Source organism: Roseibium sp. RP-7, from assembly GCF_053005225.1.
The window spans coordinates 158,501-175,374 of the sequence record NZ_JBRKQA010000001.1 but is presented as its reverse complement, the minus strand read 5'-3'; the positions used below and the strand labels follow the sequence as shown (position 1 = coordinate 175,374).

Annotated in this window: 17 protein-coding genes; 4 read left to right on the top strand and 13 right to left on the bottom strand. The window is 58.6% G+C overall.

Going from position 1 to position 16,874, the window contains the following annotated elements; all coding sequences use genetic code 11:
• Window positions 1–16: 16 nt before the first annotated feature.
• From ACVDG9_RS00780 to ACVDG9_RS00760, 5 genes are read right to left on the bottom strand one after another with little or no spacing between them, the layout of a single operon-like run.
• Window positions 17–355: a slr1659 superfamily regulator gene (locus ACVDG9_RS00780; protein ID WP_022999184.1), complete on the bottom strand. Its 339-nt coding sequence runs from the start codon at window positions 353–355 to the stop codon at window positions 17–19.
• A 31-nt stretch (window positions 356–386) separates the two neighbouring features.
• A complete protein-coding gene (locus ACVDG9_RS00775) occupies window positions 387–932 on the bottom strand; it encodes a slr1658 superfamily regulator (RefSeq protein WP_051990044.1) in 546 nt (181 codons plus the stop codon).
• Between the two features lie 3 nt (window positions 933–935).
• Window positions 936–3,320 (bottom strand): SpoIIE family protein phosphatase, encoded by a 2,385-nt coding sequence (locus ACVDG9_RS00770; RefSeq protein WP_447237068.1) that lies wholly within the window; start codon window positions 3,318–3,320, stop codon window positions 936–938.
• Window positions 3,317–4,495: a class I SAM-dependent methyltransferase gene (locus ACVDG9_RS00765; RefSeq protein ID WP_022999187.1), complete on the bottom strand. Its 1,179-nt coding sequence runs from the start codon at window positions 4,493–4,495 to the stop codon at window positions 3,317–3,319. The genes ACVDG9_RS00770 and ACVDG9_RS00765 overlap by 4 nt, the downstream gene beginning before the upstream one ends.
• Window positions 4,492–5,013, bottom strand: a complete 522-nt coding sequence (locus tag ACVDG9_RS00760; protein ID WP_022999188.1) for a hypothetical protein — start codon at window positions 5,011–5,013, stop codon at window positions 4,492–4,494. Before ACVDG9_RS00760 ends, ACVDG9_RS00765 begins: the two co-directional genes overlap by 4 nt.
• A gap of 315 nt (window positions 5,014–5,328) precedes the next feature.
• Here ACVDG9_RS00760 and ACVDG9_RS00755 point away from each other — a divergent pair, with 315 nt between their 5' ends.
• Complete coding sequence (locus ACVDG9_RS00755) at window positions 5,329–6,189, top strand: PP2C family protein-serine/threonine phosphatase (protein WP_447237067.1); 861 nt, start codon at window positions 5,329–5,331, stop codon at window positions 6,187–6,189.
• A 27-nt stretch (window positions 6,190–6,216) separates the two neighbouring features.
• On the opposite strand, the gene ACVDG9_RS00750 is transcribed toward ACVDG9_RS00755, so the two are convergent.
• Window positions 6,217–6,642 (bottom strand): ATP-binding protein, encoded by a 426-nt coding sequence (locus tag ACVDG9_RS00750; RefSeq protein WP_055657014.1) that lies wholly within the window; start codon window positions 6,640–6,642, stop codon window positions 6,217–6,219.
• A gap of 52 nt (window positions 6,643–6,694) precedes the next feature.
• On the bottom strand, window positions 6,695–7,051 hold the full coding sequence (locus ACVDG9_RS00745; protein ID WP_158514225.1) for an STAS domain-containing protein: 357 nt from the start codon (window positions 7,049–7,051) through the stop codon (window positions 6,695–6,697).
• 159 nt (window positions 7,052–7,210) lie between these two features.
• On the opposite strand from ACVDG9_RS00745, the gene ACVDG9_RS00740 reads away from it, so the two are divergent.
• Together ACVDG9_RS00740 and ACVDG9_RS00735 are read left to right on the top strand one after the other, a co-directional pair.
• Window positions 7,211–7,357 (top strand): hypothetical protein, encoded by a 147-nt coding sequence (locus ACVDG9_RS00740; RefSeq protein WP_447237066.1) that lies wholly within the window; start codon window positions 7,211–7,213, stop codon window positions 7,355–7,357.
• Window positions 7,358–7,410: 53 nt separating this feature from the next.
• A complete protein-coding gene (locus ACVDG9_RS00735; RefSeq protein WP_447237065.1) occupies window positions 7,411–8,136 on the top strand; it encodes a PP2C family protein-serine/threonine phosphatase in 726 nt (241 codons plus the stop codon).
• Here the strand turns inward: ACVDG9_RS00735 and ACVDG9_RS00730 are convergent.
• Window positions 8,112–9,875, bottom strand: a complete 1,764-nt coding sequence (locus tag ACVDG9_RS00730) for a hypothetical protein (RefSeq protein WP_447237064.1) — start codon at window positions 9,873–9,875, stop codon at window positions 8,112–8,114. The genes ACVDG9_RS00735 and ACVDG9_RS00730 overlap by 25 nt on opposite strands.
• Window positions 9,876–10,345: 470 nt before the next feature.
• Here ACVDG9_RS00730 and ACVDG9_RS00725 point away from each other — a divergent pair, with 470 nt between their 5' ends.
• Entirely contained in the window at window positions 10,346–11,812 is a 1,467-nt protein-coding gene (locus tag ACVDG9_RS00725) for a serine/threonine-protein kinase (protein WP_447237063.1), read from the top strand.
• Between the two features lie 36 nt (window positions 11,813–11,848).
• Here the strand turns inward: ACVDG9_RS00725 and ACVDG9_RS00720 are convergent, their stop codons facing one another.
• The 5 genes from ACVDG9_RS00720 to ACVDG9_RS00700 all read right to left on the bottom strand — a co-directional run bounded on the left by ACVDG9_RS00720 (window position 11,849) and on the right by ACVDG9_RS00700 (window position 16,829).
• A complete protein-coding gene (locus ACVDG9_RS00720) occupies window positions 11,849–12,622 on the bottom strand; it encodes a MinD/ParA family ATP-binding protein (RefSeq protein ID WP_447237062.1) in 774 nt (257 codons plus the stop codon).
• Window positions 12,623–12,651: 29 nt separating this feature from the next.
• The gene (locus ACVDG9_RS00715; RefSeq protein WP_055657000.1) at window positions 12,652–13,071 is read right to left on the bottom strand and encodes a hypothetical protein; all 420 of its coding nucleotides are present in this window, start codon (window positions 13,069–13,071) and stop codon (window positions 12,652–12,654) included.
• A 198-nt stretch (window positions 13,072–13,269) separates the two neighbouring features.
• On the bottom strand, window positions 13,270–14,499 hold the full coding sequence (locus ACVDG9_RS00710) for a M24 family metallopeptidase (protein WP_447237061.1): 1,230 nt from the start codon (window positions 14,497–14,499) through the stop codon (window positions 13,270–13,272).
• A gap of 201 nt (window positions 14,500–14,700) precedes the next feature.
• Window positions 14,701–15,555 (bottom strand): ABC transporter permease, encoded by an 855-nt coding sequence (locus ACVDG9_RS00705; RefSeq protein ID WP_031268731.1) that lies wholly within the window; start codon window positions 15,553–15,555, stop codon window positions 14,701–14,703.
• An 8-nt stretch (window positions 15,556–15,563) separates the two neighbouring features.
• The gene (locus ACVDG9_RS00700; RefSeq protein ID WP_022999201.1) at window positions 15,564–16,829 is read right to left on the bottom strand and encodes an ABC transporter permease; all 1,266 of its coding nucleotides are present in this window, start codon (window positions 16,827–16,829) and stop codon (window positions 15,564–15,566) included.
• Window positions 16,830–16,874: the final 45 nt, after the last annotated feature.

The following is a 16,874-nucleotide window of genomic DNA, read 5'->3' as shown; positions in this document are numbered from 1 at the left end:
GCGCCTGTGTGCGGGATCAGGAAATCGTCAGTTCAAGCGCCGGGTGCAGACGCTGCAGGTTGCGGAGTGATTTCGACTGCCAGGGAATGGACTTGGAGCCCAGAACCCGAACGCCGACTTCCGGCTGCTTTCTGATTTCGATCGTGAACTTTGCGAGCAGGTTGATGCCGGAGCTGTTCAGGAATTCCAGGCTTGTCAGGTCCATGGTGATGAGTTCCGGCTTGGCCGCCAGAACGGAATTCATGATGTCCAGAATAGGTGCGTAGGCATCTGTTCCTGAAAGCCGCATCGTTCCTTCGTAGTGGATGGCGGAGCCTTCAGTCCAAACGCGGTAATCGTTCGTGCTGATTTCCATTGTGATTTCTTCCTTTGGAATATGTCAGCGATCAGGAAAGTCGCAAAGAAGCATATGTCGTCAACTCAACGCCTTCACTTACACGCTCAGACGCGAAAGACCAGCCCAATTTGGCCTCGTAGTCGCTCATAAGTGTGAGCAAACCCAGGCCTGAGCCGGAGGAGTCCGGGTTGAGGGCGTTCTCCTCGATGCGTTCCAGGAGCAGCTCTCCCGGTTCGCGGTCGAGCAGGGCTTTCAGGTGACCCTGAAACTTGACGGCCGTTTCCTGGTCGATCCGGTTCACGATCCGGATTTCAAACGTCTGTTCTTCCAGCGAGCTGTGAATCGCGATGTCGCCGCCGTGACGGAACTTGATCGCATTTTCCAGAATCTCGTTGATCATGTAACTGATGCTGTGGCGGGCATCGACAGGATCGATGCCTTTGCCGCAAGCCCTGCTGAAATATTCCCCGATAAAATCCGATGTCAGGCCGCAATGATGCCAGCTCAGCTCCAGCGGCTCTGCCATCAGCGTGAGACAAAATTGTCTCGCGTCTCCGCCGTTCAAAGCAGCCGTCTCTCCAAAATCCTCGACCATGCCTTACCTATGCTTCAAGACAACAAGAGTGATGTCATCAAATACCTTGTAGTCGCCGATATGCGACTTCACATCATTAATGACCGCCGCGGCAATACCTTTAGCGGATTTTTCGCGATTTTCATGGGCGCTCTGGGCAAGCCGGTCGAGGCCATACATCTCGCCCTTCGCATTTTCCGCTTCCGTGATCCCGTCCGTATGCAGGATCAGGATGTCGTCGGGTCCGAACGCAAGATCCAGTGTGGCCACAAAGGGTGAAATATCGGCCTCGAGCCCGACCGGGAAACCGAGATCCATCGTGTCGATCCGCTCGGTTTCGCCATTGGCACGAATGATCAGCACTTCCTCGTGCTGGCCAGACAAGGTGACCTGTCCGTCCTCGTAGTCAACGAAGGCAAGGGTCAGGTGCTTGTCGGAATTGGTACGGGTGATGTTCTTGTAGACAGCGCGGTTGAGCACATCCAGGAAGGCAATCGGATCCTTGTCCCCCTTCTCCTGAAGCGCACGGGCAACCGACTGCACCATGAGCATCAACACGCCGCTTTCAAGGCCGTGGCCGGTCACGTCGCCGATACCGACCTTGATGCGGCTGCCGTCGAACAGGACGTCGTAGTAATCGCCGCCGACTTCGTCTGCCGGTTCCATGAAGGCGGCAATCTCGATCTGCGGGATGACTTCCAGTTCGCTCAACCGTGGCAGAACCATTTCCTGAATGCGCTTGGCGACATCCAGCTCGGCCCCGAGGCGCAGGTTTTCCGATTTCAGCCGCTTGTTGAGCTCGCCGATCTCATGGTTCGCGGTTTCCAGCTTCCTGGTCCGCTCCTCGACGAGATTTTCAAGGTTCTCCGTGTGATAGCTGATCTCTTCCGCCATCCGGTTAAACGCAAGCCCCACGGCCGCAACCTCGTCGCGGGTCGGAATAGCAACGCGAACCGAATAATCCTTGTTCTGCAGCGCGCGCGCCGCGGCGGCCAATTGCGACAAGCCCTTGGTGATACGGCCGGAAATGGCATAGACCGCAACGAACACCACGAAGATACTGACGCAGAAGGCAATCAGCTGGTAGTTCAGGATGCGGGCCGTCGCCTCGGAGATGTTGTTGGTGGCATCGATCAGCGACTGGTAGATCTCGCGTTCGGAAACGACAAAGCCCAGCGTCATCGTTTCCGAGGTGATGCCGGTTCCGTCCCACAGGTTGGTCGGGTTGAGCTGCTTGAGGACCAGAAGATAGGGGACCTCTTCACCGTCATTTTCAAGGAAGATGTGCTTGATGACGGTCTCGTCCTTGGCACTGAGTTCAAGGGAAGAGATGGCGGGCTGGCTGCTTTCCTTGAGGTTCCGGTTCACGCCGGTAACACCCTGGCCGCTGACGTCGCTCGAAACCAGACCCAGTGTGGCCTCTCCGGCTTTCGGCGTTGCCACCACGTTGCCGTCGGACATCGTCAGGAAGCCGAAGCCGCTTTCCGAAATCTCAAGGCTTTCGACTAGCGAAGTCAGCTGTTCGAGCGTGATGTCGACCGCGACCATGCCCGCAACATCCTTGCGATCCTGCGTCCACAGGGGATGGAAGAAGCTGACAATCAGCTTGCCCGTGATCGCGTCGATGTAGGGAGCAGTGGTGACGATGTTGGATTCAACCGGCTTGGAAGACGGATCCTTGATCCAGCCTTGCCAACCTTCGTAGACCCCGGGAAAGAAGAAATCCCAGAAGTTCGCGCCTTCGTTATGGCCGGGGTAAAGCAGGTCGAATGTCTGCGCCTGTTCCGAATAAGGGGTCGCGCGCATGATCGACGCGTCCTTGGGGCCGACATAATAGATCTGCAGCTTGGGAGCGCCTGTCGACATCATCGAAGGCCCGACAAGGCTGAGGAAGGAGCTGTTCTTCAGCTCATCTGCGGCCTTGGGAAGCGGGTTCTTGTCTTCATCGAGCAAGTAACCCCAGACGCTGACTGCGGAAGGAACACCCTCGGTGTTCTGCGACCAGCCGCCTTTTTCGTCGTAGACAAGTCCGGAGGAAAACTCCGAACTGCCTTCAATCGTGTTGCCGACCGCTTCCTGGATATCCGGGTGGTCGATCAGTGTCTGCATCGACGAGGCAAGCGTCGCAAGTTCCGAATGAACACGCTCGATCAGAAGGTCGGCGCGGAACGCAGTCGTATCGATGTAGGTTTCCAGATAGTCTTCGGTCGCGGTGGTCAGGCCTTCACCGACCTGCTCCGTTGCATCCCTGGACAGTTTCTGCACGTTCCAGATGCCGATGCCACCGGCAAGCGCCAGATCGAACAGCACCGCCACGCCCACGACAAGAATGAACTTGGCGCGAAAGCTTCGCAGGGAAAAGCGACCTATCGACTTTTCACTCTGAGGGCTCTTTACCGGTGCATTCATAGCGGCTTACGCCCCGAGGCAACCCAGATCGGCCAGCCCGCATACCCTTTGGGGTGGAGCGCTGCGAAAATATGATCATCAAAACCCTTGGCGAAGCGTTCGATGAACTCGGGGCTGTCGCCGCGTTCCTGCGCCATTTTGCCGGCAAAGAGATTTTTCCACGAGGCGATGACGTCTGCGAAATCCTGCGGGTCGCCGTCGGTGTTGGTGACCATGAAGGAGCCTATGGTGACGTTTTCAAAACCACCGTCGATCAGGAGGCGCCGGCATTTCGGGCCGATTTCGATATCCATATCGAAATGGTGCCAGAGTTTGGCGACCTCGTTATAGGTCCACTGGATAGACTCCGATCTCGGTTCGCCGAGGCAATGGGAGTTCTTTTCGTTGGTCACGTAAATGCGGCCGCCCGGCTTGCAGATACGGTAGAGCTCCTTGAGGATCAGTTCCGGCTGATCGAACACCTGCAGGGAATGTCGGCAGGTCACGAAGTCGAACTGATTGTCCTCCAGCAGCATGTCCGCGGCATCGCCAAAGACATAGTCAATGCCCTTGATGCCGAAGTCGGCGGCGACACGGCGTGCGTAGTCGAGGCTGGATCTGGAATGGTCCAGCGCGACAAGCCGGTCCGGCTCGAACTCCTTTTGCAGGAGCACGGCGAAATCGCCGATGCCGCAGCAAATGTCGGCCACCTGCATTCCCGGCTTCAGGCCGTGGCGGCGAAGGAGTTCCTTCTCATGGCGCCAGGTAAGCTTGGTCTGTGTCCGCAGGACATGAATGAATTCACTGTCCTCGACGAAGGACTGTCCCGGGTAGAACTCGTTGTCGTATTCGCTGACGGTGATCTTGTCGGACATCGTCTCCAGCACGGCGAACTTGCGCGTTGCCCAGCCAACGACACTCGACGTCGTCACATGAACGCTCAGATCGCTGCGGTTGCGCACAAGATCCAGGATCTTGCCGGCAAATGCGTGGAAGGCGACGTTGTTCATGCGCACCAGGCGCCTGACGTTGACGTAGAATTTTCCGCTCACCTTGGCGACGGACTGTTCCATCGCGGAAAAGCAGCCATGCAGTTCCTCGGCCCGCTGGGGGCGCAAGCTGCCATGGAGCGAGAACTCCTGATCGTTCTCGTTGAATGTCCATTGAAAGGCCTGTGTCATATTATCAGCGATCATTCTGTGTCGTCCTCAAGCACGAGCTCTGCAACCAGGCTCATGCGGCCGTCTTCGCTCCGTCCGATGGCAAGCCGGGCGCCGTAGTCGACGCCGAGTTCCAGGAGCCCCAGGCTCGCATCCGGTTCGGCGTCGGCAAACAGCGCTTCCAGATAAAGCGTTTCGGCGTCCTCGCCGTTGACCTTCGCAATGGCGGTCTCATAGATCTTGTAGGTTTCTTCGTCCGCAGGGAAAGTCAGTTCGATCCTGTCGACATTGCCGTCGCGCTGAACCGCGCATTGCAGTTTGCCGCCTGAGCCGTGGGTGCGGTACACCGCTTCCAGCAGCTCGTTCAAAGCCGACGAATAGAGATTGGAAAACAGGAGCGAATCCAGCCGGTTGTGGCTGACCATCCGGGCAATGTATCCCGACATGAGATCGCAATGGGTCCAGTCGGTGCAAAAATCCTTGATGTCCAAATCCAGGTGAATCATCTGCGGCAGACCGGAATTTGATGATATGCCTTCAGAAGGTGCCTGCATTTTTATTCCCCCGCTGGCGTGGTCAATTGCACCTCAAAGCGATGCACTTCTGTTATACGAGAAAGCTGGAAATTTTGGCCGATTGGACTCGTGTCATCGATAATTCATGTATTTAACAATACGGTGTCGCTCATTGCCAAGGATATATCAACCGCGATTGCTCCAATGTTTTCTGCTTCATTAACATAGCAGCAGAACTCTAAACTTTGAGTTTCCACCGCGCGTCCGTAAAGGCATCATATTTACAACATGACAAGCACCAGTAATTTTGGCGCCGCTGCCCAACCAGACACTTCCGCTGGCGAACTCGCGCGAGTGCGCAGAGAACTTGAGGAATTGCGCGCTGAACATGACGACCTCAAGCTGCTTTACGAGGCAACGATCGAACATGGCGAGGCCGTGGAAGACCAGTTGGCCGAATACAACATCCTGCTGACCCGCACCCAGGAACGCCTGGAAGCGGAGCTTCGTGATGCCGGCAATTATGTTTATTCCATCCTGCCGGAAAGGCGTCCCGAAGCCCCGAAAGCGGACTGGCTTCTGGTGCCGTCAACCGAACTCGGCGGTGATTCGTTCGGATATCACGACCTCGACGACGATCATTTCGCAATTTACCTGATCGACGTCTGCGGCCATGGTGTCGGGGCCGCATTGCTGTCTGTCGCGATCATCAACGTGCTGCGCTCGAATGCGCTTGGGGGCACCGATTTTCGTGACCCGGCAAACGTTCTTGCCAAACTGAACAATGCCTTTCCGATGGAACGGCAGAACAACATGTTCTTCACCATCTGGTATGGCGTCTATCGGCACTCGACCCGGCAACTGGCCTATGCCTCCGGCGGCCACCCTGCTGCCATTCTCATGCGGCCTTCGGCATCGGGATTGGACGTCATCGGCCTCGGAACGCCGGAAGGCATGGTTATCGGCGCCATCCCAGATATGGAATTCGATGGCGGTACATTCGACATTCGCCCGGGCGACCGATTGCTCGTCATCAGCGACGGCACGTACGAAATCGAGGATGCGGATGGCCGGACACTGACCTGGGCCGAGCTCGCGGACAAATCGAAATCCGTGGACGGAACCGTCCCTCAAGCCATCTACGACTGGCTGGCCACATTCCACGACAATGCGCCCCTGCCGGACGATTTCTCCATGATGGAATTTGCCTTCTGAGGGAACCGCCTTGCAGCAAGGTGCCCGTCAATCCTTGGCGCGAGGCACCAGGACCGTGGTGTGGTTGACGTTTCCGATCCGTTGGGTCGCCACATCATCTGCCAGCTGGTGCACCAGATAAAGGCCCAGACCGCCAATGCCCATGTCCTCGACTGTGTCCGCTTCCGGTGGACCGGACGGCATGCCGCTGTTGTCGAATGGTCTCGCCCTGTCGGACAGAACGAGCTTGACGTGTGTCGGCCCAAGCGCCGCCGTGACCGCGATCTGGTCCTTGCCGCCATCCGGATAGCCGTAGGCAACGGTATTGGCGAACAGCTCTTCAACGACCAGGCACAGGGTACGGCGGACCGCGTCGGACAGGCCCGCTCCTGTGCAGAACCGCTCCAGCACGGTATAGACCGCCGGCAGGTCCTCCAGGTCGTTTCGAACTGTCACCGTCTCGAGATCCACCATCCCGTTCCCTGCCGGACGTTGTTCAATTCAAGCTGCTGGGCGTGAGCTTCGGTCAACCCGCCAGCGCCTTTGCGTCTTCCCGGCTTTCCGCCACCTGCATGATCTTCAGAAAGCCGGAGATCTTGAGGACGTCGACCACGGACTGGTTCACCTGGAACAGCACCAGCTTGTCTCCGGAAGGAGCCAGAAGCTTGGCAACGATCAACAGTGATCTCAGCCCGAAACTGGTGACGTAGTCCACTTGCTCCATGTCGATCAGCAAGGTTGCCGGCTTTTCCGAGATCAGGTTCTTCAGGTAGGTTTCGAAGGTTTTTGCGCTGAGCGTGTCCAGCTTGCCGACAGGACGAACAACGATCAGGTCGCCGTCCGTCTCGTGGCCGATGGTGATTTCTGCGACGTCTGCGGTCATTGCCATTTCCCAAATCTGCATCAGTGCCCGGAGTGCAAAAAGCCGACAGCCTCCGGTTTCAACCGATGAAAGCATCTGCCACGCAATTTCGGCGTGAAACTTGTACATTTTATAAAGGCGCACCACGCGAAAGGCTACGAGACCAGGGATAAGCAAATTTTGCATGCTTCCCAGCCACTCTCGATCCGGCTCGCGTTCGGTCTGCTTGCCGGAGACAGCTATCCGGGCCCTGCGACGAGCCACCTCATCCAGACGAACATGACCGGCGCCCAGCTGGAAACCGGAGACTTCTTTTCCGGAGAATGACTGCGCGTTAAGATCGAACCCGGACTGGTCCTGCGGCCCTTACTCGGGAAAACGTGCGTTTGAATACGGTCGACACTTCTGCCGCTGTTGCGTTGCTACGATCCGAAGCAGCGACCCGGCGCGGACGCCGACACAAGGTCAACCAGGACTGCCACTTTGCGGCCCCGTCGCATGGGCTTTTCACGATTGCCGATGGCATGGGTGGTCACAGAGAGGGTGACGTCGCCAGCCGTGCGACGGTTCACGCCATCTCGCAACTGACCAACATGCCGCCGAGCAGCCACGAAGCCCGGCAGATTGCCCTGGAAGCCAAGCTCAACCACGTCAATCACGGTCTTTACGCCGGTTTTCTCGCTCTCCCCGAACAAGACATTTCAGGCACGACAACTCTCAGCCTGATCATCAGCGGGACACAAGCCAGCTGCATCTGGGCCGGAGATTCGCGTCTTTACCTTTTGCGCCAGCAGCAACTGTTCCTCATCTCGGAGGACCATGCCGACAAAGCCGGACGGCTGACTGCCGCTGTCGGCATCCACAACACGCTTCAGCTTGACCGCCGAACGCTGGAGATGATGCCCGACGATGTTTTCGTACTTTGCACCGACGGACTGTTGAAAGGCATGGACGAAACCACGCTGGCCAGGATGGCCACCGAGGGAACCTCCGGTCTTGCTGACCGGCTTGTTTCGCGCGCTGTGGCCGGCGGATCCTCGGACGACATCACGGTGATAACCGTTTGGACGGAAACAGATGCTCAGCCGCCGGAAGCCGGCAGATAGAAGGAATGCTGCTGGCCCGAGGCCCAGCCATTCCGCACGAATGCCGTTACGCCGATCAGATCCTGATCTTCCACCGCCATTCGTTCCACTTCGAAAGTGACCTTGTCTGAGAGGGATCTGCTCAGGACTTCCAGGCTCGTTGCGACCGCAGCCTCGCGCTCGTCAGCATCCTGCCCTGCAAACACCGCCTCGCCGAGAGCTTCCTGGAACAGGGAAAACAGGCGGGACACCAGTAGGGCCTGATCCAGCGCGCCCCGACCGTCTTCGCCGGGCTGGACCGTCACGGCCCGACGGAATACGAGGCTGGTTCTGTTGGCGACGCCCTCCAGCACGTTGATGCCGGCAATTGCGAGCGACGGTGCCGTGTCCGAACCGACGGCAAACCGTGTTGCCATGGCAACTTCACCGCCCATCGACCGGTTTTCGACAAGCTCCAGCGCATCATAATCCTTTGGCATGCCGACGGGGAGCCGCGGAAACACTTCAGTTTCAAGCTGGACCAGTATTTCGGAAAGGGCGACAAAAGCACCTGAGACAAACAGCGCCGGCGCACCGTCCTCTTCGGCGGTCAACCGGGCATCGTTCCAGAACAGTGCCAGGTGAGAGGCGGTATCGCTGGCCCTCAGGCCTGCAAAACCTTCGAAGCCCGGCTTGCCGAGCAACTGATGTGGCGTTTCGATGTCGGCAACTTCCTCACCCGGTACTCCGGCAAAGTGCCCGGCAAGCGCGGCAAGCCCAACCGTGTCACTTTCGGCGCATTCCCGCGCAAGTACCTTCAGCCGTTCCGTGTCGCGTGGGCCAAGGCCGATTTCGTTCGCAAACAGCGCGATATCGTAGAGTTCTGCCTGCAGGGCCTCGCCGGTTTCGCCCAGAACCTCCTGCAGGTCGACGGCATCAAGATCGTGATCGAGCTGAAGGAGATGAAGTTCCAGCGTCAGGTCGAACGGAACTTCACTCAGGAGCAGGTTCAATCCGTGCCAGTTCAGCAGCACATTGCTCAGTTTCGGGCTCTCGAAGAAGAGACGCGCCTGTGCCTGCTGCAGCGTATCGGCTGGCGCATCCTTCTTTTTCCCCTCGACAGGTGCACCTGAAACCTGGCCCGTTTCCTGGAGCGTCTTTTGAATGAAGGCGTCCACTGCGGTTTTCGCAGCACTGCCGCTTTCGCCAGGAGCAGCCTTTTCCTCCGGACTGCGGATCATCGACAGGAGGGCGTCGAGCCCCTCGGTTCCCTTGCTGCTGTTCGAGGCATCGTTTTCCTTACGCTTGCCTTGCTCTGAAGCCGGCAATTCGTCGTCTTTCAGCAGTCTTTCCATCAATGACTTCTGCTCATCCAGTGCCGACTTGCCGATCTTGTCGTAACGCTGGTCATGAACGGCAAGCTGATCCTGGTCACCGGAAGCCGCCTCAAGATCCCGCACAAAGCGAAATCCGCGCAGCAGTTTTGTCGGAGCCAGATCTTTCAGGCGCGCGAAGGAGACCTGTTCTTCCAGCTCGGGTGGATGCGAACCGAGCATATTGACCGCCGAGACGGAAAAGGATGGTGTTTTCTGTTCCAGGATTTCCTCGACGTCCTGGCCGGTAATATTGAAAGCCACGCCGGTTGCCGCAAGGCCGAAGTCTCCTGCGATCAGCACCCTGAAAGGCGGTGCCGGCTTGATCGGGACTGCACCGTGCCCCTTGTTTCCGAGGCCAATCGAGAAGCTGGCGATCCCGCCTTTGATGTCGTCTTCCCCGGTCATTTCGATCAACCCCTATTGATGATTGTAAGTTTCACTCAAATTGACATGAAGGCGAATGTGACTTGCGCGATCACGATATTGCCGTCGGTCTCATACCCCTGGTCCCAACACACCGTTGCAGCGGGTCAGGGTGTAGCAGAGCCGGTTTCAAGGTTGCGCGCAGTCAATTCCTCTTCCATCCCTTGCCAATAAATCACCTGCCGCTCGGGTAATCTATCAGGGGTGGATGGGCGTTTCAAAAATTGCCCCCGGATCGTTCGACGATCCGATCAACGCTCAGGTCATCCAAGCAAAAATGCTCGAAGCCAACTGGAACAAAACGACTGCAGCGCGCATACTGAGCGTCGGCTGGCAAACCATACCCCACGCGTTTTCCCAGCTCTACCTTTGTCGCCCCAACGGCTTGCGCTGCTCCTGTTCCGGGGCCAAGAGAAGCTTCGGGCCGAATTGTCGCCAGGGATCCAGCAGATTTGACGTCAGACACGACCACCGCCACGCACACGCTGATAACCGCCTTCGTGTCCGGCAAGCTGTCTTATGACGCCTTGTCGAAGCAGCTGTGGACCGGTGCACAGCAATCAGCGAACGCCCTTGATGAAACGCGGCAGGCAATCCGGGATTTTGTCGAAGCTGGCCACCTTCCGACTGAGCTCGGCCAGAGACTGCAGAACCAGTTGCCGGCGGGCGATGCCAAGCATTCCGGTTACAACGTGATTGACGGTCCGCCACGTCCACATGCTGTTCACGGCACACAGCAGGAACCGGTATCGGCACCCGCACCTGAGCAGGCAGCAACGCCCCCTGCAAACCTGCCGCCATTGCCATTGCTGAACGAGCCAGCCGGGGCAACGGGTGACGAGACAGCAAGTGACAAGACACGGGGCAAGATGGACGAGGCCATTTTGACCTCACTCGTTGCGGGCTACGCCGGCTTTCGCAGTCGACGCGCGAATGCCGCCGAAGAACCACCACCTTCAGCCGACAGCGGCAAACTGGACAAATATCTGACCGAATTCAAAAGTGCCCGGTTTCGTTCCGACGCGCGCCGCGTTTCCGGCGGCGGACAAAGAGACAGTCTCGACGTCAACAAGCTGGCGACACCCCAGGTGAAACGCGCTGGTGTCGGCTCCATTTTGCGTGACCGGTTCATTCTGGACACCGAGATCGGGAGCGGCGGCATGGGGCACGTTTATTCAGCCGTTGATCGCCGGCGCCTGGAGGCAGCTCACGACCAGCCTTATGTCGCCATCAAGCTTCTGAACGAGAACTATCGCAACGACACCGAAGCCGTGCGGCTTCTGGAGGCCGAGGCGCGCAAGTCTCAGGCACTCGCACATCCGAATATCACCACCGTGTACGACTTCGATCGCGACAAGGCCGATGTGTTTATCGTCATGGAGCAGCTAAACGGCGTGGGACTGGACCGCCGGATCGGGCGGGCCCTTGGCAAACCCCTGCCTCTGGGCGAATGCGCCCGGGTCCTGCGCGGCACCTGTGCAGGTCTGTCCCATGCGCACAGCCGGGGCGTCGTTCATTCGGATCTGAAGCCCGGCAACATCTTTCTGCTGACGGATGGCACGATCAAGCTCCTTGATTTCGGCTTGGCGGCAGCGGCAAGCGCCAGTGCGGACCATCCGATCCGGGATAGCCTGACCTCGGCCTACGCAAGCCCCGAGCAATTCCGGCGCGCGGACCGTGATCCCCGCGACGATGTCTTTGCGCTTGGCTGCATCACGTACCAGATCCTGACCGGCGGCCATCCGTTCCAGTTCCGGCCGATAGACGAGGTCGCGCGGGAAGGTCTCGGGCCGGCGCCTATCGAGGGGCTGTCCCCGCAAGCCTGGAACACCTTGCGCCAGGCGCTCGAGTTCGACCGCAACAAACGCCTTGGAGACGTCGACAGTTTCCTGAAGGGCCTGTTTGAAATGCAGGACTGAGCCGAGACCACCCGCTAACCTGGCCTGCAACTGTAATCACTCGATGGAATCGACGATCGTCTCGATCGCCCGCGTGAAACCGTGATCCGGCTGCTGGGTGCTGATCAGGCCTGTGCTGCCTATCTGGATGAGATCCGTCGACAGCGGCAGGACAGCTGCCACCGGCGTGCGGTAGTTGGAAAAGATGCGCTGTGCCAACTCGTTGAAATCGAAGGTTTCCAGAGCCTTGTTGACCACCAGAAACAGCTGCGGCACCTCAAGCTTGCGCGCCAGTTCCAATGTGACTGCGGTGCCCTGAAAGTCCTGGATGTCAGGACGAAGGATCAAAAGCAGCGCGTCGGAGATAGCGATGGAAAGCAGTGTTTCCTCGTTGACGCCCGGGTGGGTATCGATCAGCAGATAATCGAGTTCCAGGCCTCGGCAGAGATCGACGAAACCCCGGTTCAGATCCTCGACATCATATTTTTCCTTCAGGATCCGTGCGATCTCACCGGTCTTGATCGATGAAGGCACCAGAAAGACCTTGCCACCGTCCGGCACCGTTGGGTTGCCGTCGCCATCGACCACGTTTTCCGTGACATCGACCGCCGTATCAGTCACCGAACAATGCCCCCACAGGTAGTTGTTCAGCGTGTTGTTGACCGTGTTCAGATCGACCTTGAAGAGGGTGTGGATGCCTGGGGACTGGATATCCGTATCGACAATGCCAACCCTGTGACCACGCAGGGCAAGCACCGCGGCCAGGTTGGCCGTGACGTTGGATTTGCCCGTGCCGCCGCGATAGGAATGAGTGGAAATGATTTTGGTCACGGATCAATCTCGAAGGATGTTTTGAAAGTTCAGGACTTGTACCGGGATCGAAGATCCTTGGCGCGGGACTGCAGGGAACGGAAATAGTCGGAATCGCTCACCTGTTCGATTTCAGCCTGGGCCTGTTCCTTGTCGTAGGTGACTTCGAACTTGTCCAGCCGGGTTTTCAGCTCGGCATTTTCCTTGCGCAGCTTCGCTTCGGCCGCTTCCAGCTGGCGCTTGGTTTCCGTCAGTTCCGCAATGAGCTGGCTGGAATGGAATTCGCGTGCCTCTACCTGCACGACCATGCCTGAAAAGGTTTCCGCCAAAGCGCGGATATCAGCTTCGACACCCTCGTCCGTGATCACCTGATAAAGCTCCTCGACCTCGTCGAAGCGCCCGTTGGCGATCGCTTCACAGGTCCGGGCCAGGCTGGCCAGAGCAGGTTTCATGGTGTCGGATGAGGTCATTCAGCCCTCCGCAGGCGCTCGAAGATAGCCCGGTTAAATCATGCCTTGCCGGGTAACCCAAGATGTTTGTTGAAGGGTCCAGCGATCGCCCCGGAGCATTTGCTGCATTGCGACGGGTTCCTTTCGAGACCGTCACTGGCGGCAAGATGCCCGCACCTTGCCGCCAGTGTTCTTCCCAACACCAGAAAGTTTGCCGCCTTATCGTTTCGGCAGGATGTTGTGCTCCGGTCCAAACGGGAAACCGGTAATGTTCTCAGCCCCGGTTTCCGAAACGATCAGAATGTCGTGTTCCCGGTAACCGCCTGCTCCGGCTTCGCCTTCCGGGATCATGATCATCGGCTCCATGGAGACGACCATGCCCGGTTGAAGCACCGTGTCGACATCCTCACGCAACTCCACTGAAGCTTCACGGCCGTAGTAGTGGCTGAGCACACCGAAGGAATGGCCGTAGCCGAAGCTGCGGTACTTCAGGAGATCGTGGCTACGGTAGATGTCATTCAGCTCGCTTGCGATATCGCAGCAGCGCGCGCCCGGCTTGATCAGCTTCAGTCCCTCGCGGTGGACATGGCAGTTGATCTCCCAAAGCCGCAGGTGCTCGTCGGAGGCATATTCGCAGAACAGGGTCCGCTCCAGCGCCGTGTAATAGCCGAAGATCATCGGAAAACAGTTGAGGCTGAGGATATCGCCGGCTTCCACCTTCTTGTTGGTGACCGGGTTGTGCGCTCCGTCGGTGTTGATGCCGGACTGAAACCAGGTCCAGGTGTCCATCAGCTCGACGAACGGGAAGGACTTCGCGATTTCCCGGATCATGGCATTGGTCGAGGCCATGGCGACTTCGTGTTCCGGAACGCCGGCCTGAACCGCCTCCACCAGAGCCGCACCGCCAACGTCGCAGATGCGCGTGCCTTCGCGGATCAGCACGTGCTCCTCGGCGCTCTTGATCGTGCGCTGCGCCATTGCGTCGGCGGCAATGTTGACCAGATCCACGCCCGGAAGCGAGGCTTCCAGAAGCTTCAGCATGTCGAGGGAGACGTGGTCGAACTCGATGCCGATGCGCTTGACCCCAGGATTGGGCATCCCAAGCAGCGACTGGATGGCGTGGAAGTAATTGTCCCGGCGCCAGTCGGTGTAGATCACGGTGTCGCCGTGGGTCCTGCGCCAGGGCTGACCGCCGTCAATACCGGCCGCAATCGTGGTTGCCTTGTCCTGTGTGACCAGAAAGCCGTATTTGCGGCCGAAGTAACAATAGAGGAAGCCGGAGTAGTAGCAGATGTTGTGATAGGAGGTGAACAGGGCGGCATCGATCTGCCGGTCCGCCATCAGCTTGCGGAGTTTTGCCTGGCGGCTGTCCATTTCGGCAGCGGAGAAGGGCGAAAACGCCTTCTCGCCGTTGTTCATTTCATAAATGCGGATCATGTCGTTGCTCATTGAAGGCTCCTTCCGTTCGTTCGAGCTTCGGTTTCCAGGGACCTGAAACGCAAAACGGGCCGGCTTCCGCGAAGAAGCCGGCCCGCCAGGCCCAAATTCAAAATGTCTTGCTACCGGGAGACCCTGTCTCCACCCGGTGACTGGCGTTCCGCCACCGGCTCACCTTGAAAGCAGCGGGGCGCTCCTCGCGCCCGTCCGGGATCAGCCCGGGGACAGACCTCTCAGGCGTTCGGACCTGCGGCGCAGCAGCTCCAGTACGGTCAACAGGCAGATGGAAATGGCCACCATCAGGGATGCCACCGCCAGGATGGTCGGCGAGATCTGTTCGCGAAGGCCGGTGAACATCTGCCAGGGCAATGTCTTCTGCCCGGCGGATCCCAGGAACAGCACCACCACCACTTCATCGAAGGAGGTGATGAAGGCAAACAGCGCTCCGGAGACGACACCTGGAATGATCAGGGGCATCTGCACCTTGAAGAAGGTGGTGACCGGGTTGGCGCCCAGGCTGGCCGACGCCCGCACGAGACTGCGGTCGAAACCGACCAGTGTCGCCGTCACCGTGATGATGACAAAGGGCGTTCCAAGCGCGGCATGGGCCAGAACAACACCCCAATAGGTGCCCTGCAGGCCGATGCGCGAATAGAAGAAGTACATGCCTGCCGCCGAGATGATCAGCGGCACGATCATCGGCGAAATCAGCACTGCCATGATCGCGGACTTGTAGGGCACATGGGACTGGGACAGGCCGATGGCCGCCAGGGTGCCGAAGCCCGTCGCCAAGATGGTGGCGACAGGTGCGATCAGCACCGAGTTGGTCAGCGCCTGCTGCCAGTCCGGATTGGTGAAGAAGTCCTGGTAGTGCTTGAAGGAATAGCCTGCCGGGTCGAGCGCCAGCATCGCCTTGGTGAAGGTGAAGAAGTTCTCCGCGTTGAAGCTGAGCGGCAGGATTACCAGGATCGGGAAGATCAGGAAGAAGAAGATCAGCCCGCAGATCACCCGGAACGTATAGTACCAGGTCCGCTGGAGAGGAGACGCGTAGGGAGGAAGTGCACTCATGCCGCCACCTATCCGAGTTTCACGTTATCGATGCCGACGATCTTGTCGTAGACAACAAAGAGCACCAGAACCGCGACGAGCAACAACGTGCCGAGCGCTGCGCCCAGACCCCAGTTGAGCGACGACGAGATGTGGTAGGCAATCCGGTTGGAAATGAAGATGCCCGACGTTCCGCCCACCAGTTCCGGTGTGATGTAGTAACCGATCGACAGAATGAAGACGAGCACGGCACCCGCGCCGATGCCCGGCACGGTCTGCGGGAAATACACCCGCCAGAACGCGGTCCAGTCGTTGGCGCCAAGGCTCTTGGCCGCGCGCACATAGGACGGCGAAATGGTTTTCATGACCGAATACAGCGGCAGGATCATGAACGGCAGCAGGATATGCGTCATGGCGATGATGGTGCCGGTCTGGTTGTTGATCATGACCAGGCGTCCGGCGTCGCTGATGATGCCTGTCCAGACAAGGAAGTCGTTGATCACCCCCTGTTGCTGCAACAGCACCTTCCAGGCCGACGTCCGCACCAGAAGCGATGTCCAGAACGGCAGAAGCACAAGGATCATCAGCAGGTTGGAGGAACGCAGCGGCAAGGCCGACAAGAGGAACGCGATCGGATAGCCAAGAAGCAGGCACGACACGGTGATCGCGATAGACAGGAACAGGGTGCGGCCGAACAGGAACATGTAGATCCGTTCGTCTTCCGGCTTCAGTTCGATTCCGTTCGCGGTCTGCTGCGCGTCGAAGGCATTCAGGAAATAGCCGGCCGTATAGCGCGGCGAGAACCGTTTGAGGACCTGCCAGGTCTCGACATTGCCCCAGTCCTTGTCCAGGTCAATGAACTGTTCCTTGTAGGGACCGGCTTCGTCCATGCGCTTGACGCCGCGCCCTGTCTTGCGGAACAGGCTGGAAACGCCGGTTTCCTCGTAGTTGAGGCGTGAGCCGAGGCGGGTATGGGTCTTTTCTTCGACGGCGACGACCAGGTCGTCGTAAAGCGCCGCGAAGACAACCTCATCGGGCACGTTGCCGGAGGTTGGATCCCACTCCTGAAGAGCGATGACGGTCTTGGGAAGCGTGTCTTCCACGATCCCGTTTTCGACCGAGCGGAACAGCATGTCCACGATCGGGGCAACGAAGGTGAGCAGGACAAAAATCAGCAGGGGCGCAATCAGCGCCAGGGCGCGCAGCTTCTCGCGGCGCAGCGCCTTGGCAAGGGCCGCCTTCAGCGGCTTGCCGTCTTGCGTCGTCAGAACCTCGCCCGCGTGGGTATCGCTCATGAAACAGTCTTCCGCAAATCCGTTGGAAGATCCGGGTGAGGCATC